This is a genomic window from Arthrobacter pityocampae, from assembly GCF_002927275.1.
Lineage (GTDB): Bacteria > Actinomycetota > Actinomycetes > Actinomycetales > Micrococcaceae > Arthrobacter_D > Arthrobacter_D pityocampae.
This window is the reverse complement of record NZ_PRKW01000006.1, coordinates 66,732-88,864: the sequence shown is the minus strand read 5'-3', so window position 1 is coordinate 88,864 and position 22,133 is coordinate 66,732. Positions and strand designations below refer to the sequence as shown.

The window sequence follows — 22,133 nt, the reverse complement described above, 5'->3', positions numbered from 1 at the left end:
CGGCGGACCGGCAGGGCGGCCGGGTTGGATACTCTGGAACGGTGGAGATCCAGGACACACGGCAGGTGGCCGTCATCGGCGGTGGGCCCCGCGGCACCTCCGTTCTCGAGCGGCTGATCGCCGGGCATCGGGCCCTCGGAGAGTCCGCGCCCGCGCTCGTGATCCGCGTCGTCGAGCCGCACGATCCCGGGCCGGGCCACGTCTGGCGGCCGGACCAGTCGCGGCTCTTCCTGATGAACACGCCCTGTCTGTACCCGACGGTGGTGCCGGTCGGCGCCCCGGCCGCGGGCATCGCCCCCGCGCCCGTGGGTCTGTCCTTCGACGCGTGGCGCGAGCGTGCGGTGGAGGGTCTCGTCCCGGGGCTCGACGGCGACGACCTGGCGGAATGCGCGGGGCTCGCCTCCCGGGACTTCCCGAGCAGGGCGCTCTACGGACGCTACCTCGCCTGGGTGTTCGGCGAGGTGGTGCGGTCGGCGCCGCCCAACGTCTCCGTGATCCACCACCGCCACGAGGCGGTGGGCCTCGACCGCACCGGCTCGGTACGGCGCGGCGCCCACGAATGGCGGATCACCCTCGACGACGGCTCCCGGCTCGACGCCGACGACGTCGTCCTGGCGCTCGGCCACCTCCCGGCGGCCCTGACCCCCGAGCAGGCCCGATTCCAGGACGCGGCGGCTCGGCACGGCCTGCAGTACTGGCCGCCCGCCGTCCCGGCCGATGTCTCCTGGAACCGCCTTCCGGCGGGCAAGACCGTCCTGGTGCGGGGGCTGGGACTGAACTTCTTCGACGCCATGATCCAGCTGACGGAGGGTCGCGGCGGACGGTTCTCCAGCGCCGGCGACGACGGCCGGCTCGTCTACACGCCGTCCGGCAAGGAGCCCCGCCTCGTGGCCGCCTCACGCCGCGGCGTCCCCTACCGGGCCAAAGCGTCCCTGGACTCGTACGTCCCGCGCAGCGTCGTCCTGCGTTTCTGCACCCTCGACCGCGCCCTCGCCTTCCGGGCCTCCGGCGTCCAACCCGGCTTCGACCACGACCTCTGGCCCCTCCTGCACCGCGACGTGCTGTGGACCTACTACTCGACCCTCGGCCGGACCGCGCCCGGCGTGTTCCTCGTGCCGACCGAGGCGTTCCTCGCGGACCTCGACGCAGCCCTGGCGACGGACGGCCCCGGCTGGGAGGTCACAGCCGGGGACGCCGTCGCGCGAGCCGTTCCCGTGGACCTGCGGCTCGACGTCGAGGCCCTCGCCCACCCCTTCGCCGGCCGGCGCTTCGCGGACGGGGACGCCTTCACCGGGGCCGTGCTCGCCTACCTCGACGCGGATGCCGCTGGGTCGGCGCAGGGCGAGGACGATCCGCTGAAGATGGCGATCGGAGCCCTGAACGCCGGGCGCACGGTGATCAAGCAGGTCGTGGCGGACGGAGGGATCTCCGTCGCGTCGTGGAACGCCGAACTGCGCGGGTGGTTCGAACCGCTGGTCGAGGGTCTCGCGAGCGGCCCGCCACCGCTCCGGATCGCACAGCTCGCGGCGCTCGTCCGGGCGGGGATCGTCCGCTTCGTCGGCCCGAACCCCAGTTTCGGCTTCGACCCGGAGGTGGGCCTGTTCCGGGCGGCTTCGCCGTGGGTCTCCGGGGACTCCTTCACGGCGCACTACCTCGTTGAAGCCATGATGCCGGCGAACCGCGTGTCCACGAGCATCTCCCCGCTGATGCGCCAGATGCTGCAGGAGGGGATCGTCCGGCCGGCGACGTTCCTGGGGGAGGGCGGCGCCCCCGTCACCACTACCGGACTGGATGTCGCCGGGCCCCCGTACCGGGCGGTCGACCGGTCCGGCAGGGAGCAGGGATCGCTCTTCGTCATCGGTCTCCAGCTCGCGTCCGTGCAGTGGGGCACGGCGATCGCTGCGCAGGCGGGCGCGGCACTCGAAGCGGGCAGCAGGACCCTGCTCGACGCCGATGCGATCGCCGACGCCATCCTGGACCGGGCATCGGCGTGGACGCCGAGCGAGGTCCCGCTGTCGGCCGGGCAACAGACGGCAGCCGGAGTGACTGCGGCCTCGACGGTCGACTGACGTGTCGACGGCGGCCCGGTCTGCGGGAAGCGTCAGCGCGCTCGCGAGAGGTGACAGACATTGTCCGGGTCGTAGGCGACGGCAGTCCGGCCGGCAATGGTGCCAGCGGACGGGGGACACGGGACCGCAACCCGGCCTGCAGGGGGTCGGTCGCCCAGCCGGGCAGGGCGACCGGCCCGTAGCCGGCGAGGACAGCCCGACATGACAGAGGGACCCCCGCCCGTAGTGAGCCGGCGGGGGTCCCTCTGTCATGTGCGGCCGGCCGCGGAACGGCCGGCGATCAACCTAGCCTTCGAGGCAGCGGTTGTAGTTCGCGAGGTGCGCACGGTAGCTGACCCAGCTGCCGTGGTTCGCGCCGGCGGCCGGCTCGGTCGGCTTGGAGCAGGCGGGCTTGCCGGGCTTGATCGGCTTGCCCGGCTTCTCCGGCTTGCCGGGCTTGACCGGTGCGGGCGGTTCCGTCGGCGTGACGGCCTCGACCGTGACCGGCAGGGTCACCGTCGTCGCGCTCGGAGCGGCGGTCAGGATGAGACGACCCTGTCCGCTGCCGGCCGTTGCGGGAACCGTGAGGTTCACCGTGGCCGTGCCGCCCGTGACCGGGACACTGCCCAGCTCGGTGGCCGTGCCGTCCGCCGCCACGAAGCGCGCGGCCAGCGTGGTGTTGGTCGGGCTGCCGAGTGACGTGAGATCCAGCCTGGACACCGTGAAGGAGACGGCGGTACCGGCCTTCACCGTGGTCGGGGCGCCCTGCACCTGCACACTGCGGCGGTCGAACGACGGCGACAGCGGGCTGTTGGCGCGGAGGTAGTCGATCCACGCGTCGCGATCGACGAGTCCCGACTCGCGGGTGTCGGTGCCCTCACGGAAGACCGTGAAGTTGTCGCCGCCCTGCGCCAGGAAGCTGAACGTGCCGATCCGGTAGTCCTTGGCCGGATCGAGCGGCGCACCGTCGATCGTGACCGAGGTGATCCTCGACCCGCGTGCGAGGGCCGGATCGTAGGTGACGCTCACGTTGTCCGACAGGCCGAGGGCCAGGAAGGAGCGCGAGCTGCCGTCCGGCTGCCACTGCTGCTCGAGCATCGCCTTGAACTGCGCACCGGTCAGGGTGGTGGTCCAGAGGTCGTTGACGAACGGCAGGACGGCATTCGCCTCGGCGAACGTCACGACGCCATCCGGAGCGTAGTAGAGCTCGTTGCGGAGCCCGCCCGGATTGACGACGCCGATCTGCGCACCGCCGCGCTCGACCGGTGCGAGGCTGGCCCGCAGCGAGTCGGCGACGAGGTTACCCAGGGTGGACTCGTTCGTGCGGTCGTCGCGGGTTGTGCCCGAGAAGGCCGTGGTGATGTCCGCGGTGACCGCACTGACCGGCTGGTCGCCGATGACCTTCGCCTGCGCGAGCGCAGCATCCACGATGGTCTTCACGGCGGCGACGCGGGGGTAGGTGGCCACGAGTGCTGCGTCCGTCTCGGTGGAGCGTGCGACGTTGCGGGCCGTGTAGGACTCGACGTCGCCCGTCGCGGTATCCACGGTCAGCGTGATCTGACCGACGAACTCGCCGTAGGACCCGGTCTGGAGGACGGGCCGGGTCTCACCTGCGGCGCCGGGGACGGGGGCGTCCCACGCGTACTGCTTGTGGGTGTGGCCGGTGAAGATGGCGTCCACGAGGGGCGTCGTCTCCGTGACGATCTCGGCGAACGTCCCGCCTGCTGCGACTTCCTGCTCCAGGCTGGCACCCTCGACGACGCCGTCCCCGGCGCCCTCGTGGTACTCGGCGACGATGACGTCGGCGAGGTCCTGGGCCTCGATCTCCTTCGCCACCCGGTTGACCGCCTCGACGGGGTCCCCGAAGTCGACGGTCTCGATGCCGCCGGGGCTGACGAGTGCCGCGGTCTCCTCGGTCACGACGCCGATCACCGCGACGTCGACGCCGTCGACCGTGATGATCGAGTACTCGTCGAGGGCAGGCTCGGTGGTGCCCTTGGTATAGACGTTCGCGCCCAGGTACGGGAAATCGGCGGCGTCGGAGACGCGGCCGGTCAGATCGCCGAGGCCCTTGTCGAACTCATGGTTGCCCACGGCGGACGCGCGGAGTTCCAGGGTGTTCAGGACGTCGATGGTCGGCTGGTCGTCCTGGAGCGCCGAAGCGAACAGCGACGCACCGATGTTGTCGCCGGCCGAGAGGAAGGCCGTCTTGTCCTCGCCGAACTCGGCGCGGAGCTTCTCGACGGTCCCGGCGAAGCGGACCGTGTTGGAGTCGATCCGACCGTGGAAGTCGTTGATGCTCAGCAGGTTCAGTTCGGCCGTGGTGTCGGCCGGTGCGAGGTCCAGGCCGACGACCACGGGGTCGTGGTCGCTGGCGCGGTACGGGTCCGTCCGGTAGTAGTCGGTGACGTTGTTGTTGTACCGGCTGTACTCGAGGGCCACCGACTCCACGGAGTTGATGTTCCAGGTGTCCACTCCGGACACCGTGGCGTCCGCGGTCGGCGACGCGAGGATGTGGTCGAGGGAGCCGCTCAGGCCCGAGAAGACGTACGAGTAGCTGTCGTCCTTCTCACCCTGGTTGACGTACCCGGCCTCGTAGAGGACCTGCATGGGGTCCTCGTACGTGTAGGAGTTGAAGTCGCCGGTCAGGAAGACCTTGTCCGTCTTCGCCGCCGTCTTCATGGAGTCCGCGAACGCGGCGAGGGCCCGGGCCTGGTTCACGCGTGCGGCGTTCCATGCGCCCTGGCCGTCACCGGCGTCGGCGTCGGGTCCGGAGCTCGGCCCCGACCCCTTGGACTTGAAGTGGTTGACGATCGCGAGGAAAGTCTCGTCCGCGGTCCCTCCGACGGGCTTGAAGGCCTGCGCCAGGGGCTTGCGGGCGTTGGTGAACACCACGTTGTCGTCGAGGATGACGGACTCGCCCACGGGCTCGGCGGCGGCCTTCTTGTAGATCAGGGCCGTGCGGATGACGTCCTCGTTCTCCAGCGCCGGCAGGGCCGCGGGGGAGCGGACGTAGTCCCAGGTGCCGGGCGCCTTCTCGTTGAGGGCGTCGGTGAGGGTCTTGAGCGCGAAGTCGCGATCCTTGCCGAACTTCGCGGAGTTCTCGATCTCCATGAGGGTGACCACATCGGCGTCGAGCGCGTTGATCGCCGAGACGATCTTCGCCTCCTGGCGCTCGAAGCTCTCCTGGGTCGCGGCACCGCGGGCGTCACAGCCGCCTCGCACTGTGATGGGGTTCCCCGCGCGGTCGGTGTTGTAGGTGCAGCCCGTGAGCTGCTCGCCGGTGGTCGCGAAGTAGTTCAGCACGTTGAAGGAGGCGATCGTGAGATTCCCGCCCACCTCCTCGGGGGCGGCAGGGCGCTCGCCGGCGAACTGCACGGGCTGCACGCCGTCCGGGGCGGCTCCCTTCAGTTCGGCCAGCGGCTGGAACTTCCACGCGCTGTTGCGGAAGTCCAGGACCACCGGGGACGTGAACTGTGCGCTGGAGCCGACGCGGACCGGCTGCGACGGCGTCAGGTACGGCAGCACCGTGCCGCGGTTGACCTGGGTGAAGAAGTTCGTCGAAGCGCCGTCGTCGAGCCTGATGCTCCGGGCGGCGTTGTCCGCGATGACGGCGGCGTTCTCGGGCGTGCCGGGACGTGCGACGTCGGTCGGCTGACGGAGGCGCTCGGTGCCGGCGGCGAGGGTGACCTCGCCGTACTGGTTCAGTGCGTAGTTGTCGGCGACGGTGAAGTCTCCGGAGGGCTGGAAGAGCATCCCCTCGACGGCTTCGCGCGCGGTGTCCGTGGCGGGGAGGGCGATGGCCGAGGCCTTCGGTTCCTCGGCGGCCTCGGAGAGCTTGACCGTGCCGCCCGCGGCGACGGTGAGCTGGGTCAGGTCGAAGAACTCGCCCGCGGTGCCGGTGACCTCCACGTAGTCGCCCACGGCGACGGAGCCGACGGTGGCGGGGGAGTAGACGAAGACGGCGTCCGACGCCGTCTGATCGGCGGTGGCCGAGCTGCCGGCGGTCTGGAGGTAGAAGCCCGCGAAGCCGCCCGTCGGGTAGGCCGCGGTGACCTTGCCGCGTGTGGTGACGGTCTGCCCGGCCAGAGGGGTGGCGGAGCCGGAGCCCTGGATGTCCCGGATGGGGGTGACGACGCCGGGCGCCGGAGGTTCGGTGGGCGTCGGTGTCGGGGAGGGAGTCGGAGTCGGCGTCGGCGTCGGTGTGGGCGTGCCGGCGCTGCCGGTCGCGTTCATCGGCGTGGTGTCCTGCAGCGTGAAGTCGGCACCGTTGTCATCGGTGTCGGCGAACGCGGTGCGGTTCGCGGACTTCGTGCTGCCCGCGCCCGGTGTGGTGGCGGCGGTGCCCTCGAAGGCGTTCGCACTGCCGTAGCCGAGGAGGTCGACGACCCCTGCGACACCGGAGGCGTCACCGACCGGAAGGGCCCCGACGCTGGTGGCCTGGTCCGCCAGGACGATCACGCCGCCCGCAGCGCCCGGGTTGAACCCGCTGGTGAGGTCGGGGGTGGGCAGCGCGGCACCGGCGGTCCCGTTGCTGCCGCCCTGGACCAGGAAGTAGCCCCTGGCGGGAATGGTGCCGCGGAGTGCGGTGGCTCCAGGAGTGGAGGTGGACCCCGGTGCGCGGTACTGCAGCGACCACCCCTCCAGGTTCACCGGCGCATCGGTCGGGTTGTAGAGCTCCACGTACTTGTTGACGAAGGGCGTTCCCGCGGAACCGCCCGTGAGGTAGGCCTCGTTGATGACGACGCCGTCTCCTGTGACGGACGCCGTCCCCGGGGTGGTCTCGACCGCAGTGGCCGGCAGTGCGATCATCGGCGAGGCTACGAGCCCTGCCGACAGCGCCGCACAGAGCGCTCCCTTCCATGACGAATGAGTCATTCGTTCCTTCTTCTCCTTGACGGTGGCCGCTACTGCGGCCGCGAGTGAAGCCCGCCGACCCGTGATGGGTGGGCGCGTTGGCATCTGCACCGTATGTGACGCAGGTGACATTCCTATCCCCAGGAGTAGCCAACCAGAACATCGTTAACAATGGGTTACCAAAACGCCAGTGGCCCCGGAAGATCCGGGGCCACTGGCCGATATTCATGGACGAATGCTGCTATCTGGCGGCATCCTGGAGCGTCCCCGTCACCGGGGTCTCCCCCTCCTCCGCGACGAAGCACAGGATCTCCCGATCGCCCTCGGCGTTCCAGCTCTCCTCGACGGGATAGAAGTAGAGCAGTTCGAGGACGGAGGCGTCGTGGTCCACGCCGACGAAGGTCCTGAACTCCGCGGCACAGAAATCGGCCGCGGCGGCGGTCGCCTCGCCCAGGCCGGGATACTCGCCGTCGGGCATGTCGGTGGTGGAGAAGGCCTCGAACACGTGCTGTTCATTGCACGGGATGACGGGGATGTCCGCGCGAGGCGTCATGCCCGGATCGTCGATGCAATCGCCGACCGCGATCGGGGAGGTCCCGGCCGGGGCCGTTTCCACGCTGTCGGAGCGACGCTCCGGCTCGTCCGGGGCCGGCATGGTGCATCCTGCGATCAGGGCGGTTGCCGCGACCGCTCCGGCGACCGACGCCGTCCTACCCGGGCGGCGTGGTGACGCCCGTCTTCCCTGCCCACTGCGCATTGGATCCCCGTTGTCAGGCCACGCACCCGTGGCGCCGCTGCTCCTCGGGACAGTACACGACGGCGTGGGGCACGACGGCGGGCCCGCGGCCGGCGGGTTGTGCACCGGGCCCGCGGCCGACGAGTCAGCCGAGGACGCTCCCGCCGCCGGTCCCGGTGCCGGCGGGCTTCGCGTCGGGGATCCGCATCATGCGGAGGGACATGCCGAGCCCGGCGAGCCCGGCGAGGATGGGGACGAGGAGGGCGATCTGGAGGGCCAGGGGCCGTGCCTCGGTGTTGATGCGGATGATCTCGTCCTGGATGTCCTCCGGCTGGCCCACGAGGAGTTCCTCGAGTTGCGCGTTGCTCAGCACCTCGGCGTCCTCCTCCAATGCCGTCGCGACCTGCTGCTGCTCCGAAGGCGGGAGGACCTCGCTGGAGGTCGCCAGGCCGGTGAAGATGGTCGCGAGCGAGGCCAGCATGATGCCGCCGGCGAAGGCGAGCCCGAACGACAGGCCGAAGGACCCGGCGGCCGAGTTGACGCTGGCCGCCTCGCTCACGCGCTCGTCCGAGATGGGGGACAGGGTGTAGTTGTTGAGCTGGGACACCAGGAGCCCCAGGCCCGCCCCGGCGAGGACCAGCGGTATCAGGAGCCACCAGCCGGAATCCGCCCGCGGAACCACCGGGATCAGCAGTGCCAGACCCACGAGTAGCAGCAGGAAGCCCGACCGGATGAGGCTCGCAGGGCGCCGCCCGCCGGGCTTCTTCCCGATCAGGAGGGCGACGACGAACATGGTGAGGGACAGCGGGGCGATGGAGAGCCCCGACTGCATCGCGTTGTAGCCGAGCACCATCTGCAGATAGATGGGCAGCACGATCATCGTCCCGCCCAGGGCGATCTGCTGGAGCATCTGGCCGGTGGCGCCGAGACGGAAGGTCTTGGCCCGGAACAGTTCCGGGTCCAGCAGTGTCGGCTTGCCGTGGCGTTTGCGCTGGACGAGCCAGTAGACCAGGCTGCCCAGCCCCACGACACCGACGGCCAGGAGGGCTCCCACCGCTTCGCCGCCTTCCTGCCACACCAGGATGCCGAGCACCACACCGCCCATACCCACGATGGACAGGATCGATCCGATGATGTCCAGCTCCCGGGGCCCCGTGTACGGGACGTCGCGGACCCGCTTGACCCCCAGGAGGACGACCCCGATGAGGACGGCCTCCAACAGGAATGCGACGCGCCAGGACAGGAACGTCGTGATGAACCCACCGAGCAGGGGCCCGACGGCGGCGGCGACTGCTGCCGAGGCGCCGACCAGGGCGTAGACCCGCTTCTGGGCGTCCCCCTCGAAGTTTCCGTGGATGAGGGACTGCATGGCGGGCAGGAGGAGCGAGGCGCCCAGGCCGCCGATCAGGGCCCAGAAGATGAGAATCGGGAGGAGGCTCTGAGCCAGGGTCATCGCCACGGCGCCGACGGCGTAGCAGCACAGCCCGACCACGTACGCCCGCTTGCGCCCGATGAGGTCGCCGATCTTGCCGCCGATCAGGATGAAAGCCGCTGAGACCAGCGCCTCGAGGGCGATCGTCGACTGGAGTCCGCTGACGGTCGCGCCGATGTCGTCCACCACCGCGGAGATCGAGACGTTCATGATCGATGTGTCGACCACGAGGACGAACATCGCCGTCGCCAGCAGCATGGCGAGTCGTTGGTTGAACGGCGTCGTCTGGACGTCGCCGTCGTTCGGAGGATTCATCAGGGACCTGCTCGACTCGCCGGGTTCGGATGTGCGGGGCGGACACGTCGCCCTGCCCGACCCACCCTCTACCCGCGGGCAAGGCCCCGACAGAGGCCAAAGCCCTTCCGTCGTCGAGGCCCACCACCGGGATGATCACCCTCGGAGGAGGAGGCTCAGGACCCTCTCCGGCGCTACCGTGACGTGCGGTGCACTCGTCCCATCCGGCGGGTGGCTGCCGGATACGACGACAGTCCGCGCAGGAGCGCCGAGCACGGACCGACCCGGGCCCCTGGTGCCGGGGACGGGCCCCTGACGGAAGAGGGAGGCCACCGATCATGGCCGTAGTGACCAAGGTGGAGCACCAGAGTGTGGAGGAACGTGCCGCGAAGGGCAGGGCGTGCCGGGAGCAGTCCCCGCGCTCCGGACACAAGGCGTGGGCGCCGGCCACCGACCGACCGGATCCGGTCGCGCTGCTCGAGGAACAGAACCTCACCCGCGACCAGGATCTCGTGCCGGTGCGGCACGGCCGGATGCTGGTCTCACCGTTCACGTTCTATCGGGGTGCGGCCAGGATCATGGCCGCGGACCTGAAGGACACGCCGCGGGCGGGCCTGGTCTCCCAGCTCTGCGGGGATGCCCACCTGTCCAACTTCGGCGTCTTCGCCTCCCCGGAGCGGACCCTGCTGTTCGACCTGAACGACTTCGACGAGACCCTCCCCGGACCGTTCGAGTACGACGTCAAGCGCATGGCCGCGAGCTTCACGATCGCGGCACGCAACAACGCGTTCACCGCGGACGAGGTGCGCGACGTGACACTCGCGGCGGTGCGGTCCTACCGCGAGGCGATGGCCGATTTCGCCCGGATGCGCACCCTGGACATCTGGTACGCCCGCCTGTCCGAGGAGCAGTTGCTGGAAGCTGTGGACCTGGCCGTGCGGTCCCAGAAGGGCAAGGCCCTGAAGAAGGCGCAGCGCGGGGCGGAGGCGGCGCGGCGGAACGTGGACAAGGCGCGCACCCGGGACAGCCTGCATGCTCTGTCCAAGCTTGCCGAGCTCGTGGACGGGCAGTACCGGATCGTCAGCCAGCCGCCGATCGTGGTTCCGCTGCGCGAGCTGGAAAGTGCGTACGGGATGTCGGCGGAGGAGGCGGGGCCGGCGCTCCGTGAACAGCTCCGGGCCTACCGTGCCACCCTGCCCGCCGATCGGCGCCGGCTGCTGGAGCGCTTCGAGGTCGTCGATGTCGCCCGGAAGGTCGTGGGGGTCGGCAGCGTGGGGACGCGGGCGTTCATCGTCCTGCTCCAGGGCCGTGACCAGCAGGATCCCCTGTTCCTGCAGGTCAAGGAGGCCACACGGTCGGTGCTCGAGGACCATCTGCCGAAGAGCCGGTACCGGCAGCCGGGCGAGCGCGTGGTGCAGGGGCAGCGGATGATGCAGGCCGCGAGTGACATCTTCCTGGGGTGGACCAAGGGGGTGCAGGACAACCGATACCTGTACTGGCGGCAGCTGCGCGACATGAAGGGCAGTGCCGTCGTCGAGGGGATGAAGCCGCTGGCCATGAGGTTCTACGCCGACGCCTGCGGCTGGACCCTGGCCCGGGCCCACGCCCGCTCCGGCGACCCGGTCGCGATCGACGCCTACCTCGGCAAGGGCGACACGTTCGACCGCTCCATCACCGATTTCTCGCAACGCTACGCCGTCCAGAACGACCGCGACTACGAGGCCTTCGCCGAGGCGGTCCGTTCGGGACGTCTGGAGGCAGCCGACGCCGTCTAGGCCGCCGGTGCCGCTTCCGGAGATGACCTCGTCGCTGCCATGTTTCTTGCGGAAGGTAAGGGATTCGAACCCTTGAGACGGGGTAACCGCCCACTGGTTTTCAAGACCAGCTCCTTCGGCCGCTCGGACAACCTTCCCGCCGCTAGTGTTTCATGAGGTGAAGGTGGTGCCCAAATACCGAGCAGGGAGTGGAGGCCGACGTGCGAGCAGTCGTGATCGAGGGAGCGGGTGGGCCTGAGGTCCTGACGGTGCGGGAGGTGCCCGCGCCGGTCCCGGCGGCCGGCGAGGTGCTCGTCGACGTCGTCGCCGCGGGCCTCAACCGCGCCGACGTACAGCAACGGCGCGGCCTCTATCCGCCGCCCGCCGGCGCGTCCGACGTCCCGGGGCTGGAAGTGTCCGGACACGTGGCCGATCCGGGGGACTCGGGGTTCGCCGTCGGGGACGCCGTCGTCGCGCTGCTGGCCGGCGGCGGGTACGCCGAGCAGGTCGCGGTGCCGGCGGGGCAGGTGGTCCCCGCGCCCTCAGGCGTGGGCCTCGTGGAGGCCGCGGCGCTCCCCGAGACGGCGGCCACCGTCTGGTCCAACCTCGTCCTGCAGGCCGGCCTCGCGGCAGGCGACCACGTCCTGATCCACGGGGCGTCCGGCGGGATCGGTCTCATGGCGATCCAGGTGGGCCTCGCGCTCGGTGCGGTGCCGCACGTGACGGCAGGATCGACGGCCAAGCTCGACGTCGCCCGGTCCCTGGGCGTCGACTCCCTGATCAACTACCGGGACCAGGATTTCGTCGCCGAGGTCGTGGCCGCGACGGACGGTCACGGTGCGGACGTCATCCTCGACGTCGTCGGGGCGGCGTACCTGGCACGCAACATCGAGGCGCTCGCGACGGGCGGGCGGCTCGTGGTGATCGGCCTGCAGGGCGGGGCCAGGGCGGAACTCGACCTCGCGGCCCTGATGGGCAAGCGGGCGAGCGTGGCCGGCACCACGCTGCGCTCCCGTCCGGTGACCGAGAAAACCGCGATCATGCGCGCGGTGCAGGAGAACGTCTGGCCCCTCGTGGCCTCGGGGGCGGTGCGGCCCTTCGTGGACCGGACGTTCCCGCTCGCGGAGGTCGCGGACGCCCACACCTACTTCGATTCCGGGGAGCACACGGGCAAGATCCTGTTGACACTGGCGTAGGTGCGCCGGGCAGCGGTCCGACGACGGGGGTCGCCGTCGCGCGACGTCGGGTGCCGGACACCCTCCCCCATTCGCCGCAGGTACGCGTACGTTGGGCGCAACCACCCCGCGCCTGGGCTTGCAGTGTGATGTACGCCTCACTAGCTTGCTACCCTTCGGGAGCATCACACTCTCGCCCCCCGAGGAGCACCATGAACAACAAGCAGAACGGATCCCACCGGCACGCGGACGTGCTGGTGACGGATCCGGACCTGCCGCCGGTCGCCGTTGACCCGCAGCAGGCCGAAGCGGAAGACCGCCGGTGGACGCCGGCGAAGATCGCCCTCTGGCTGGGCATCGCCCTTCTCGGCGGTGTCTCCTGGGCCGTCCTCGCGATCGTCCGTGGGGAGACGGTCAATGCGATCTGGTTCGTCTTCGCGGCAGTCTGTACCTACCTGATCGCCTACCGGTTCTACTCGAAGTTCATCGAGCGGAACCTGCTGAAGCCCGACGACCGCCGGGCGACCCCCGCCGAGTACAAGGCCGACGGCAAGGATCATGCGGCCACCGACCGCCGGGTCCTCTTCGGTCACCACTTCGCCGCCATCGCCGGAGCCGGCCCCCTCGTGGGACCGGTGCTCGCAGCCCAGATGGGCTACCTCCCCGGGACCCTGTGGATCATCATCGGGGTGATCTTCGCGGGCGCGGTGCAGGACTACCTCGTGATGTTCTTCTCCATGCGTCGCGGTGGGCGCTCGCTCGGGCAGATGGCCCGTGAGGAACTCGGCGTCATCGGCGGGACCGCCGCGCTCATCGCCACCCTCGCAATCATGATCATCATCGTCGCGATCCTCGCCCTCGTCGTCGTGAACGCCCTCGGCGAGAGCCCGTGGGGCGTCTTCTCCGTCTCCATGACCATCCCGATCGCCCTCTTCATGGGCGTCTACCTGCGCTACCTCCGCCCCGGCAGGGTCACCGAGGTATCCGTGATCGGGTTCGTGCTGCTGCTGCTCGCCATCATCGGTGGCGGCTGGATCTCCGAGACCGCTTGGGGCGTCGAACTCTTCACGCTGGACCGCATCACGATCGCCTGGGGCATCATCATCTACGGGTTCATCGCCGCCGTCCTGCCGGTCTGGCTCCTGCTCGCCCCGCGTGACTACCTCTCCACCTTCATGAAGATCGGCACGATCATCATGCTCGCCGTCGCGATCATCGTCACCCGCCCGGAGATCAGCGTCCCGGCGGTCACCGAGTACGCGACCACGGGTCAGGGTCCGGTCGTCGCCGGCACGCTGTTCCCCTTCCTCTTCGTCACGATCGCGTGCGGCGCGCTGTCCGGGTTCCACGCCCTCATCGCTTCCGGCACCACCCCGAAGATGATCGAGAAGGAGCGCCAGACCCGCTTCATCGGCTACGGCGGCATGCTCATGGAATCCTTCGTGGCGATCATGGCGCTGGTTGCCGCGCTGTCGATCGACCGCGGCATCTACTTCGCCATGAACTCCTCGGCGGCGGCGACGGGCGGCACCATCGAGGGAGCGGTGGCGTTCGTCAACGGCCTCGGCCTGACCGGCGTCAGCCTGACCCCCGAAGCGCTCAGCACCATGGCCTCCAACGTCGGCGAGGAGTCGATCGTCTCCAGGACCGGTGGGGCTCCGACCCTGGCGGTCGGTATCGCGCAGATCATGCAGGGTGTCTTCGGCGGCGCGAACATGATGGCTTTCTGGTACCACTTCGCCATCATGTTCGAGGCCCTGTTCATCCTCACGGCGGTCGACGCCGGTACCCGCGTGGCGCGCTTCATGCTGCAGGACAGCATCGGCAACTTCGTCCCCCGTTTCCGCGACACCTCCTGGCGTACCGGCGCGTGGATCTGCACGGCGATCATGGTGGCCGGGTGGGGAGCGATCCTCATCATGGGTGTCACGGACCCGCTGGGCGGCATCAACACGCTGTTCCCGCTCTTCGGCATCGCGAACCAGCTGCTCGCGGCGATCGCCCTCGCGGTCTGCATGGCGATCTGCGCCAAGCGCGGGTTCTTCAGGTTCCTGTGGATCCCCGCGGTGCCACTGGCCTTCGCCGCGGTGGTGACCATCACGGCGTCGTTCCTGAAGATCTTCTCGCCGGTGCCGGCCATCGGCTACTGGGCGCAGCATGCGGCGTTCCGCGACGCGCTCGCCGCGGGGGACGAGAGCTTCGGCACGGCGAAGACCGTCGCCGCCATGGAGGCGGTGGTCCGCAACACCTTCATCCAGGGCACGCTGTCGATCGTCTTCGTGGTGCTGTCCATCATCGTCATCGCGACGGCGATCCTCGCCACCATCCGGTCGTACCGGGCCGGCGGCGGAACGGACTCCGAGGACCCTCCCGTGGCCTCCCGGGTCTTCGCGCCGGCCGGGCTGATCGCCACCCCCGCCGAGAAGGAGCTGGAAGCCCGGTGGGCCGCCCTCGAACCCGGCGGACGTCCGGCCAGGACGGGCCACTGATGACCATGCCGCAGGTCCTCACCCGGGCACGGGACACCGCACGGGAGGTGGCCTGGCTGTTCAAGGGCATCATGGGGGAGAACGCGTACCAGGCGTATCTCGACCATCACGAGCGGACGCACGCCGGTGGCCTGCCCATGACCGAGCGGGAGTTCTGGCGGGACAAGATGGACCGCCAGGACGCCAACCCCGAGGGCCGCTGCTGCTAGGCGGAATCTCACGCACGAAGCCCGACGCCGACCGATCGGCGTCGGGCTTCGTCGTCCACCAGACTCAGCGTTTCTCCCACCGGAAGCGTCTGGAGGCGACCAGGTAGGGCACGACGATCCAGGCCAGGAGAGCGGCCGCAGCGCCCGCCGTCGACACATCCAGTGGGATCGCGCCCCAGCCGGCCATCAGAAGGTTCTGCAGCGCGCCGCCCGGGGTCAGCCGGGACAGGGTTTCGAAGCCGTCGTCGAAGGCGGTCCAGAAGAAGGAGGCGAAGACCACTGCGAAGAAGGGGAGGGTGGTGATCTGCGCGGCAGCGGCCGACGGCGTGTAGATGCTCGTGAACATGCCCACCGTCGCGCACAGGGCGAGGAAGCCGAGGACGGCGCCGAGCACCACGAGCGGCCGCGCGGGAGCGTCCATCCCCGCCATGCCGAACCCGACTGCGATGACGGCGAGCTGGCCGGCCACGAGGGTGACGATCGGCACCAGCATGCCGAGCCAGATGACGGCGTCGGACGACTCACCGCTGCGCAGCCGCTTGAGGAAGAGCTCTTCGCGTCGTGTCGCCATCGTCGTCGTCGCTGTCAGGTACACGCCGAGCAGGGCGACGGCCATGAGGGTCAACCCGGCCATGACGGCGGTCGATGCGGGGCTGACCATCTGCTCCGCGCCGAAGTAGAAGAAGTACACGGCCATGGCGATCGGCATGAGGACGGCACCCAGGAGCACCGTCTTGTTCCGGAAGATGATGCGCAGCTCCATCAGGGCGATCGAGGTGACGCGGCTTGCGGCTGAGGGGCTGTGGGGCGTGGCCGCCGGGATCGGTGCGAGGGTGCTCATGGGTCTTTCCTGTCGTGGGCTGGCGGATCGGAGGGGCTAGGCTGCATCGCCGTTGCTGACCCGGCGGAAGACCGCGGCGAGAGAGGCCTCCGAGGCGGACAGGCGGTCCAAGCGGATACGGTTGCCGTCCGCCCAGGACAGGACCGTCCAGAGGTCCTGCTGGAGGTCCATGGAGTGCACGCTCACCCGGGTGCTATGAGGGGTCGGAGTGAAGTCGGGGGACAACCCGAGGCCCCCGAGCTGCAGGACGTCGACGGACGCCTCCACCTCGAAGGAGATCACCGACGGTTCACGTCCCAGCACCTCCGGAAGGGTGCCTTCCACGGCGATCCGGCCGTCGTGCATGATCGCGAGGCGGTCCGCGTAGCGTTCAGCCTCCTCGAGGTAGTGGGTCGTCAGGACCACCGTGGTCCCGGCATCGTTCAGGCCCTGAACGAGATCCCAGGTCCGTTCCCGGGACTCCGGGTCGAGGCCCGTGGTCGGTTCGTCGAGGAACAGGAGGTCCGGTTCGTTCGCTGTGGCGAGGAGCAGGTCGAGGCGGCGCCGCTGTCCGCCCGAGAGCATCTTGACGCGTGTGGTTGCCTTCGCTGTGAGATCGAGGAGCTCCAGGCCGGTGGCGATGGTCTGGGCCTGACTCCTGGACCGCGGGGCCGCCGAGAGACGGAGCCAGAGGCGGCAGGTCTCCTCGACGGTGAGGTCGTCGGCGAACCCGGCCTCCTGCAGCATGATCCCGAGGCGGGGCCGGATCGAGGCCCTGTCCCGGTGGGGGTCGCCACCCAGGACGGACACCCGGCCGGAGGTCGCTGCGCGGTGCCCCTCGAGCGTCTCCATGGTGGTGGTCTTGCCCGCGCCGTTGGTGCCGAGCAGGGCGAAGAACTCCCCGTTCCGGATGGACAGGTCGATGCCGCGGACCGCCTCGTACGAGCCGTAGGCGCAGCGCAAGCCCTCGGCCGAGACCGCGATGGTGTCGGCCGGCGCTCCACCGGCGGTTCGATGTCCGTGCCTGAACGGGAATGCCCGGGTGCTGGGTGATGTGGTCATGGTTCAATCCTCACCAGCCGGCCGGGCACGCGTCAGTGGCCGTCCGTCACGACCCCACGCCATGATTCCCACGCCGGGACCGTGACAAATGTCATCCATCTACGATGGGAAGCATGGCGCTTCTGACTGCTCGAGGCAGGACCCGGGACCGGGAGACGACGGAGGAGCAGGGCACCGCGGCCGTACCGGAGATGGGCCGCGGGGTCCGTGCGACCTGGCGCTACACGGTTGTGACGATCGCGGCCTGGGGGCTCTTCGTCAATGTGGTCGCCACCCTGGTACTGCTCGGTGGCGACGGGTTCGGGGTGCAGCCGCTCGACCTCGTGATCGTCATGCTCGTGACGGCGTCAACGGCATCGCTGGTCCGCTACTGCTGGTTCTTCAAGACCGGACTCGGTGGCGGACTGCCGGCCCGCCACCACACCCTGAGCCTGCTCCTGCCGGCTGGTGCACTCTGGTTCGTCTGTCTCCTTCAGCCGCAGGCCCTGTGGGCCGGGGCCGTTCCACTCTGGTTGGCGTGCAATGCGCTGGCGGTCGTCGTCGGCCGGCGTGCCCGGTGGTCGATCCTCGGTGTCGGGTTCGCCGTCCTCCTCGCGCACGGTCCGCTCGGCATCCTGCTGGGGCAGAGCATCGGCGGACCCTCCTGGGAGGACGGCTCGCTGGTCGCCCTGGCGATCTGGGCGCTGATGTCTCCGGCCCTCTTCGTGGCGAGCATCTGGTGGTGGGACATCGTGCTGCGCCTCGATGACAGCCGCCGCACGTCCGGAGAGCTTGCCGTCACCAAGGAGCGGCTGCGCTTCGCCGCCGATCTGCACGACATCCAGGGGCACCACCTCCAGGTGATCGCACTCAAGACGGAACTCGCAGGCCGACTGCTCGACGTCGATCCCGCGGCCGCCCGTATCCAGATCGCCGAGGCGCAGCAACTGGCCCGGACCGCACTGGAGGACACCCGCGCCCTCGTGCACGGGTACCGCACGGTGTCCCTCGCGTCCGAGGCGGCCAATGCCGCGGAAGTCCTCCGCGCCGCGGACATCGAGTGCTCGGTGGACGTCGACGCCGGAGCGCTGCCTCCCGAGGAGAGGACCCTGTTCGGCCTGGTGATCCGTGAAGCCACGACCAACATCCTCCGCCACAGCGAGGCGACCACCGTGACGCTGTGTCTCGTCCGCTCCGGCGTCGGGTCCGTCCTGACCGTGCTGAACGACGGCGTGTGCGACCACGAGGATGCCCGCACGGGCGGGTCCGGCATCGATGGGCTGCGCCGTCGGTTCGAAGCCGTCGGGGGGCGGGTCGAGACCCGGCAGGAAGGCGCTTCCTTCCGGCTCACGGCCAGGACGCCCCGGCAACCACGTACCGGTGATCCGACGACCGCTGCTGTCCCCGTCGCGGCTGTGCAGGCGTCGGGCCCGCGGGCCGAGGCGGCCGGGGTCCCCTCCGCCACGCCTGCACGCCCGGGCGGTTCCCCGTGGAGTCCTCGGTGATCCGGGTGGTCCTCGCCGACGACGAGCATCTCATCCGGGGCGCGCTCGTGGCGCTGCTGGGGCTGGAGCCCGACCTGGAAGTAGTGGCGAGCACGGACAACGGGACCGACGCCGTGCGCCTCGCGAGGAAGCACGCCCCCGACGTGTGCGTCCTGGACCTCGAGATGCCCCCGACTGACGGCATCTACACCGCGGAGGAGATCCTCCGGACGGTCGCTACGCGCGTGGTGATCGTCACCCGGCATGCCCGGCCCGGCGTGCTGCGACGGGCTCTGGCGAGCAGGGTGTCCGGCTTCGTCCCGAAGTCCACTCCTGCCGACCAGCTGGCGAATGTCATCCGGGATGTCGCCGCCGGCCGCCGTTACGTGGATCCGGACATCGCCGCGAGCGCCCTCTCCGGAGAATCGTGTCCGCTCACCGTCCGTGAACTCGATGTGCTCCGGCACGGTCGGCAGGGCGCCAGTCTGCAGACGATCGCCCGCGAGCTGCACCTGGCGCCGGGCACGGTCCGGAACTATGTGTCCTCCGCGATGACCAAGCTGGGCGCGACGTCGCGCCATGAGGCCTCGACGCTCGCCTGGGAGCAGGGCTGGATCTGACCTGCCCCGGGGCTTCGCGCATCCGGAGGGCCACACCGGATGTCGCGCCGTGACGCGGCGCCGGTCCGCGGGTGGGCCCTGATCTGCCCGGCCCACGACGGTTGTGGGAGCATAGCGGGATGACTGAACAGCAGCCGGCCGGTCCGTCCGCTCCGGTGCCCGCGGCGGACGCCCCGGATCAGCTCGCGTCCGCCGGCGTACCTGCCCCGGACGGCGCTACCCATGGTGACGCTGCTCCGGGTGACGCCGCCCCGGACAGTGGTGCACCGGCTGAGGGCGAGAGCACCCCAGCATCGACGGACGGGCACACGACGTCGCTCGCGGACCTCGTCGACGAACCCGCCAAGGTCATGCGGATCGGCACCATGCTCAAGCAGCTGCTGGAGGAGGTGCGCAGTGCGCCGCTCGACGACGCCGGCCGCACCCGCCTCGCCTCCATCCACGAGCGTTCGATGCGGGAGCTCGAGGACGGCCTCGCACCGGAGCTGGTCGAGGAGCTGCACCGCATCAATCTGCCCTTCGACGAGGACACGGTGCCCACCGACGCCGAGCTGCGCGTCGCGCAGGCGCAGCTCGTGGGCTGGCTCGAGGGCCTCTTCCACGGCATCCAGACGGCGCTCGCGGCGCAGCAGATGGCCAACCAGCAGCTGGCCGCCCGCCTCCAGCTCCGGGAGCTCCCGCCCGGCACCGTGATCGCCCCCGGGGTGGTCATCGGCGAGGACGGCGAACCGAAGCGCACCCCTCCCGGCCGTCAGGCCGCGTCGCAGCAGGCCGAGGGCCACGGCCCCGGCCAGTACCTGTAACGGGCGGATGGCTCTCTTCGCAGCGGCCCGGCAGGGTCGCAGGGACGACGCCGAGCTCGGTACCGGGGTCTGGCGCCGCGCACATGACCGCTTCCGCCGCGGTCTGGACCGCTACCACCAGATCCTCGAGGGCATCGAGGACGATGACGTCTACAACGAACTCGTGGGGATCGCCGACGAGCTCGGTGCCTTGCTGCCGCGCGTGCGGGCGGTCTGCGTGAGTGCCCAGGCGTCCTCGCCGAGTACTGGTCTCGATATTCCGGGGGCCCTCCTGCAGGTGCACCGGGCGCTGTCCCGGGCCGGGAACACCCTCGCGACGACCGCGGAGGCAGCCGCGATGACGAGGCTCGACGGCGCACGATGGGGTGTCGCCTCGTCCGGGCTCGACAACGTCCGGCGTCGCGCGCAGCTCGTAGCGGAGGACGTCGAGGAGGCCGAGCGGGCCATGCCGGGCGGCCGGTAGGGCCGGCGTCAGTAGGTCAGCAGGGTGGTTCCGGGTTCGACGGCGATGTCCCACACCTCGAGCTCCTCACCACCGCACTCGTCCCGCCGGCCGGTCGGTGTGCCGCCGATGAACGGGACCTGCCGCTGGTGGTCCACGTACGGGTAGCCGCGGTCGTTCAGGACCGTCAGCACCTGCCGGCCGCGCCGGGGGTCCCCGTTCGGATAGGCCAGCACCTCCGTGCGCTCGTAGGCCGAGAACCCTTCGGGCCAGCGCAGGAGGACCGACCGTCCGTCGTACTCGAAGACCGCGCACGCCCGGTCGTCCGCCGTGGGCAGGACCCGGAACGAGCCGAGCGGGTTGCGGGGGCGGTTCTGTACGTCGTCGTCCTCGGGCGGGCGGATGCCCAGGACGGCATCCTCGGCCACCAGCCCCGGGGCCGTCCCGTTCGTGTCGAGCGCGAGTTCATCCAGGGGCAGGGCGTCGATCGCGTTGCGGAGTGCGTCCGGCAGCGGTGCAGGGTCTCCCGCGATCGTCGTCGTTTCCGGGGAACGGCGGTCGATCAGGGTCAGGACCGACGCGTCCCCCTCGATCGGCGAGAGGACGCCGTCGTCGTCGCGCACCAGGAACATCAGCCGGTCCGGCGTGAAGAGATCCCGGCTGAAGGGGCGCTCGAGGGTGCTCCGACCGGTGACGTCGATGGTCAGGGTGCTCTCCTCGGCGTCGCCCTTCACGATCTGCACCACCGCCGCGGCCTGCAGCATCCGCAGTTCGCCGTCGACCTGCGTGGGTGTCAGGTCCGCGATCGACACGACGGCGACGACGTCGGCGAGGGCGAACAGACGCTCGGCCTCGCCGGCCGGGCCTGGCGCGGCCCGCGGGAAAAGGACAGCGGTCAGGCCTGCGACGACGGCGAGGAGGCAGAAGGTTCCGAGGGCCACCTGGGCCCTGCGACCGGGAGCGCCGGGGCGCGTGAGGAAGCGGGGGAAGTCCCTGGTCGCGGCGGGGACGTCGTCCGGCGCGTCGGGGGCCGGCATCGGAGTGGCTGACCCCGGTGCGGTTCCGGGGGAGGAGGGGGCCACCTGCCCTTCACCGGCCGCCGCGAGGGGTGCGGATCCCGCTGCGGCCGTCGTGACGCGCTGCTGCCCGGTGGTCGACGGCACGATCGACGGCGTGGTCACGGCCCGGGTCTCCGGCCGGACCCCGGCCCCGGGACCTGTTGCGGTTCCAGGCAGGGCCTGGCGGCTGCGGACCAGGTCCTCGACGGAGATCGCTGCGGCGGGATCGGCTGCGGAGAGGAGGGCGGCCAGCGTCGTCGACAGGACAGCATCACCGGCCGCAGCATCACTGACCGCCGCACCACCGGTCGTCGTGTCACCGGCAGGCGCATGATCGGCCGCAGCGTCACCGGCCGACGCACCCCGCTGCCGTACCTCCTGCGCGCAGGCAGCCTCGACGGCGGGGAGGCGTCCGGGGTTACCGCCCGCCAGCCGGGCGGCGTCCTCCACCGGGAGGCCGTCCCAGTGGTGCAGGAGGAGGAGTTCACGATCCGCGGGGGCCAGATCGGCGAGGGCGGTCTGCAAGGCGGGGTCACCGACAGCGCGGGGCGGCAGCGTCGTCGGGAGGTAGCGCTGCAGGACACTCCTTGCTGCACGGAGCACGGCGACGCGGTCGGACTCAGCGGCGGACGTTGCGCCCTCGGCGGGGTCAGCCGGGTCGCCCGGGTCGTGCAGACCGGCAGCGGGGGCGGCGTGCAGGTAATCGATGGCCTCCCGTGCCGCGGAGGTCGCGAGCCGCACCGAGAGCGAGCGGCGGAAGGCATACCGGTAGGCGGCGTCATGGAGTGCGGCGCGGGCGTCGTAGTCGTCGAGCACGTCCCATCCCCGTCCTCCGGGCCGATCGCCGCGGCCACCAGGGCCTGCGAAAGTA

General features: G+C 70.5%; 15 protein-coding genes and 1 tRNA gene. 9 read left to right on the top strand and 7 right to left on the bottom strand.

What is annotated here, in order from left to right; genetic code table 11:
* Nucleotides 1-41: 41 nt before the first annotated feature.
* Nucleotides 42-2,069: an FAD/NAD(P)-binding protein gene (locus tag C4K88_RS14375; protein WP_174705253.1), complete on the top strand. Its 2,028-nt coding sequence runs from the start codon at nt 42-44 to the stop codon at nt 2,067-2,069.
* A gap of 285 nt (nt 2,070-2,354) precedes the next feature.
* Here C4K88_RS14375 and C4K88_RS14370 read toward each other — a convergent pair whose 3' ends face one another.
* The 3 genes from C4K88_RS14370 to C4K88_RS14360 all read right to left on the bottom strand — a co-directional run bounded on the left by C4K88_RS14370 (nt 2,355) and on the right by C4K88_RS14360 (nt 9,388).
* Nucleotides 2,355-6,926, bottom strand: coding sequence for an ExeM/NucH family extracellular endonuclease (locus C4K88_RS14370; RefSeq protein WP_104122330.1), 4,572 nt, complete (start codon nt 6,924-6,926; stop codon nt 2,355-2,357).
* 220 nt (nt 6,927-7,146) lie between these two features.
* The gene (locus tag C4K88_RS14365) at nt 7,147-7,560 is read right to left on the bottom strand and encodes a septum formation family protein (protein ID WP_167399058.1); all 414 of its coding nucleotides are present in this window, start codon (nt 7,558-7,560) and stop codon (nt 7,147-7,149) included.
* A 226-nt stretch (nt 7,561-7,786) separates the two neighbouring features.
* Nucleotides 7,787-9,388: an MFS transporter gene (locus C4K88_RS14360; RefSeq protein WP_104122328.1), complete on the bottom strand. Its 1,602-nt coding sequence runs from the start codon at nt 9,386-9,388 to the stop codon at nt 7,787-7,789.
* Nucleotides 9,389-9,705: 317 nt separating this feature from the next.
* On the opposite strand from C4K88_RS14360, the gene C4K88_RS14355 reads away from it, so the two are divergent.
* Entirely contained in the window at nt 9,706-11,142 is a 1,437-nt protein-coding gene (locus C4K88_RS14355; protein ID WP_104122327.1) for a DUF2252 domain-containing protein, read from the top strand.
* Between the two features lie 49 nt (nt 11,143-11,191).
* Here C4K88_RS14355 and C4K88_RS14350 read toward each other — a convergent pair.
* Nucleotides 11,192-11,279, bottom strand: a tRNA-Ser gene (locus C4K88_RS14350).
* Between the two features lie 63 nt (nt 11,280-11,342).
* On the opposite strand from C4K88_RS14350, the gene C4K88_RS14345 reads away from it, so the two are divergent.
* The 3 genes from C4K88_RS14345 to C4K88_RS14335 all read left to right on the top strand — a co-directional run bounded on the left by C4K88_RS14345 (nt 11,343) and on the right by C4K88_RS14335 (nt 14,994).
* Nucleotides 11,343-12,317 carry an NAD(P)H-quinone oxidoreductase gene (locus C4K88_RS14345; protein ID WP_104122530.1) on the top strand — a complete coding sequence of 325 codons (975 nt, stop codon included), beginning with the start codon at nt 11,343-11,345 and terminating at the stop codon, nt 12,315-12,317.
* 191 nt (nt 12,318-12,508) lie between these two features.
* The gene (locus C4K88_RS14340; protein ID WP_104122326.1) at nt 12,509-14,785 is read left to right on the top strand and encodes a carbon starvation CstA family protein; all 2,277 of its coding nucleotides are present in this window, start codon (nt 12,509-12,511) and stop codon (nt 14,783-14,785) included.
* A complete protein-coding gene (locus C4K88_RS14335) occupies nt 14,785-14,994 on the top strand; it encodes a YbdD/YjiX family protein (RefSeq protein WP_174705252.1) in 210 nt (69 codons plus the stop codon). The genes C4K88_RS14340 and C4K88_RS14335 overlap by 1 nt, the downstream gene beginning before the upstream one ends.
* 64 nt (nt 14,995-15,058) lie before the next feature.
* Here C4K88_RS14335 and C4K88_RS14330 read toward each other — a convergent pair whose 3' ends face one another.
* Together C4K88_RS14330 and C4K88_RS14325 are read right to left on the bottom strand one after the other, a co-directional pair.
* Nucleotides 15,059-15,835: an ABC transporter permease gene (locus C4K88_RS14330; protein WP_104122325.1), complete on the bottom strand. Its 777-nt coding sequence runs from the start codon at nt 15,833-15,835 to the stop codon at nt 15,059-15,061.
* A gap of 36 nt (nt 15,836-15,871) precedes the next feature.
* On the bottom strand, nt 15,872-16,876 hold the full coding sequence (locus tag C4K88_RS14325; RefSeq protein ID WP_104122324.1) for an ABC transporter ATP-binding protein: 1,005 nt from the start codon (nt 16,874-16,876) through the stop codon (nt 15,872-15,874).
* 113 nt (nt 16,877-16,989) lie between these two features.
* Between C4K88_RS14325 and C4K88_RS14320 the strand changes: the two genes are divergently transcribed.
* From C4K88_RS14320 to C4K88_RS14305, 4 genes are all read left to right on the top strand, one after another.
* Nucleotides 16,990-18,360, top strand: coding sequence for a sensor histidine kinase (locus tag C4K88_RS14320; protein ID WP_206604378.1), 1,371 nt, complete (start codon nt 16,990-16,992; stop codon nt 18,358-18,360).
* A complete protein-coding gene (locus C4K88_RS14315; RefSeq protein WP_104122323.1) occupies nt 18,357-18,959 on the top strand; it encodes a response regulator transcription factor in 603 nt (200 codons plus the stop codon). The genes C4K88_RS14320 and C4K88_RS14315 overlap by 4 nt, the downstream gene beginning before the upstream one ends.
* Before the next feature lie 119 nt (nt 18,960-19,078).
* On the top strand, nt 19,079-19,762 hold the full coding sequence (locus tag C4K88_RS14310; RefSeq protein ID WP_104122322.1) for a bacterial proteasome activator family protein: 684 nt from the start codon (nt 19,079-19,081) through the stop codon (nt 19,760-19,762).
* Between the two features lie 7 nt (nt 19,763-19,769).
* Nucleotides 19,770-20,225, top strand: a complete 456-nt coding sequence (locus tag C4K88_RS14305) for a hypothetical protein (protein ID WP_104122321.1) — start codon at nt 19,770-19,772, stop codon at nt 20,223-20,225.
* A gap of 8 nt (nt 20,226-20,233) precedes the next feature.
* On the opposite strand, the gene C4K88_RS14300 is transcribed toward C4K88_RS14305, so the two are convergent.
* A complete protein-coding gene (locus C4K88_RS14300; RefSeq protein ID WP_104122320.1) occupies nt 20,234-22,078 on the bottom strand; it encodes a sigma-70 family RNA polymerase sigma factor in 1,845 nt (614 codons plus the stop codon).
* Nucleotides 22,079-22,133 lie beyond the last annotated feature (55 nt).

What these genes read in the sequence shown, in the direction of transcription:
- C4K88_RS14370 (WP_104122330.1), bottom strand. Translation starts at nt 6,926, where the DNA reads ATGACTCATTCGTCATGGAAGGGAGCGCTCTGTGCGGCGCTGTCGGCA.
- C4K88_RS14365 (WP_167399058.1), bottom strand. Translation starts at nt 7,560, where the DNA reads ATGCCGGCCCCGGACGAGCCGGAGCGTCGCTCCGACAGCGTGGAAACG.
- C4K88_RS14360 (WP_104122328.1), bottom strand. Translation starts at nt 9,388, where the DNA reads ATGAATCCTCCGAACGACGGCGACGTCCAGACGACGCCGTTCAACCAA.
- C4K88_RS14355 (WP_104122327.1), top strand. Translation starts at nt 9,706, where the DNA reads ATGGCCGTAGTGACCAAGGTGGAGCACCAGAGTGTGGAGGAACGTGCC.
- C4K88_RS14340 (WP_104122326.1), top strand. Translation starts at nt 12,509, where the DNA reads ATGAACAACAAGCAGAACGGATCCCACCGGCACGCGGACGTGCTGGTG.
- C4K88_RS14335 (WP_174705252.1), top strand. Translation starts at nt 14,785, where the DNA reads ATGACCATGCCGCAGGTCCTCACCCGGGCACGGGACACCGCACGGGAG.
- C4K88_RS14330 (WP_104122325.1), bottom strand. Translation starts at nt 15,835, where the DNA reads ATGAGCACCCTCGCACCGATCCCGGCGGCCACGCCCCACAGCCCCTCA.
- C4K88_RS14325 (WP_104122324.1), bottom strand. Translation starts at nt 16,876, where the DNA reads ATGACCACATCACCCAGCACCCGGGCATTCCCGTTCAGGCACGGACAT.
- C4K88_RS14320 (WP_206604378.1), top strand. Translation starts at nt 16,990, where the DNA reads ATGGCGCTTCTGACTGCTCGAGGCAGGACCCGGGACCGGGAGACGACG.
- C4K88_RS14310 (WP_104122322.1), top strand. Translation starts at nt 19,079, where the DNA reads ATGACTGAACAGCAGCCGGCCGGTCCGTCCGCTCCGGTGCCCGCGGCG.
- C4K88_RS14305 (WP_104122321.1), top strand. Translation starts at nt 19,770, where the DNA reads ATGGCTCTCTTCGCAGCGGCCCGGCAGGGTCGCAGGGACGACGCCGAG.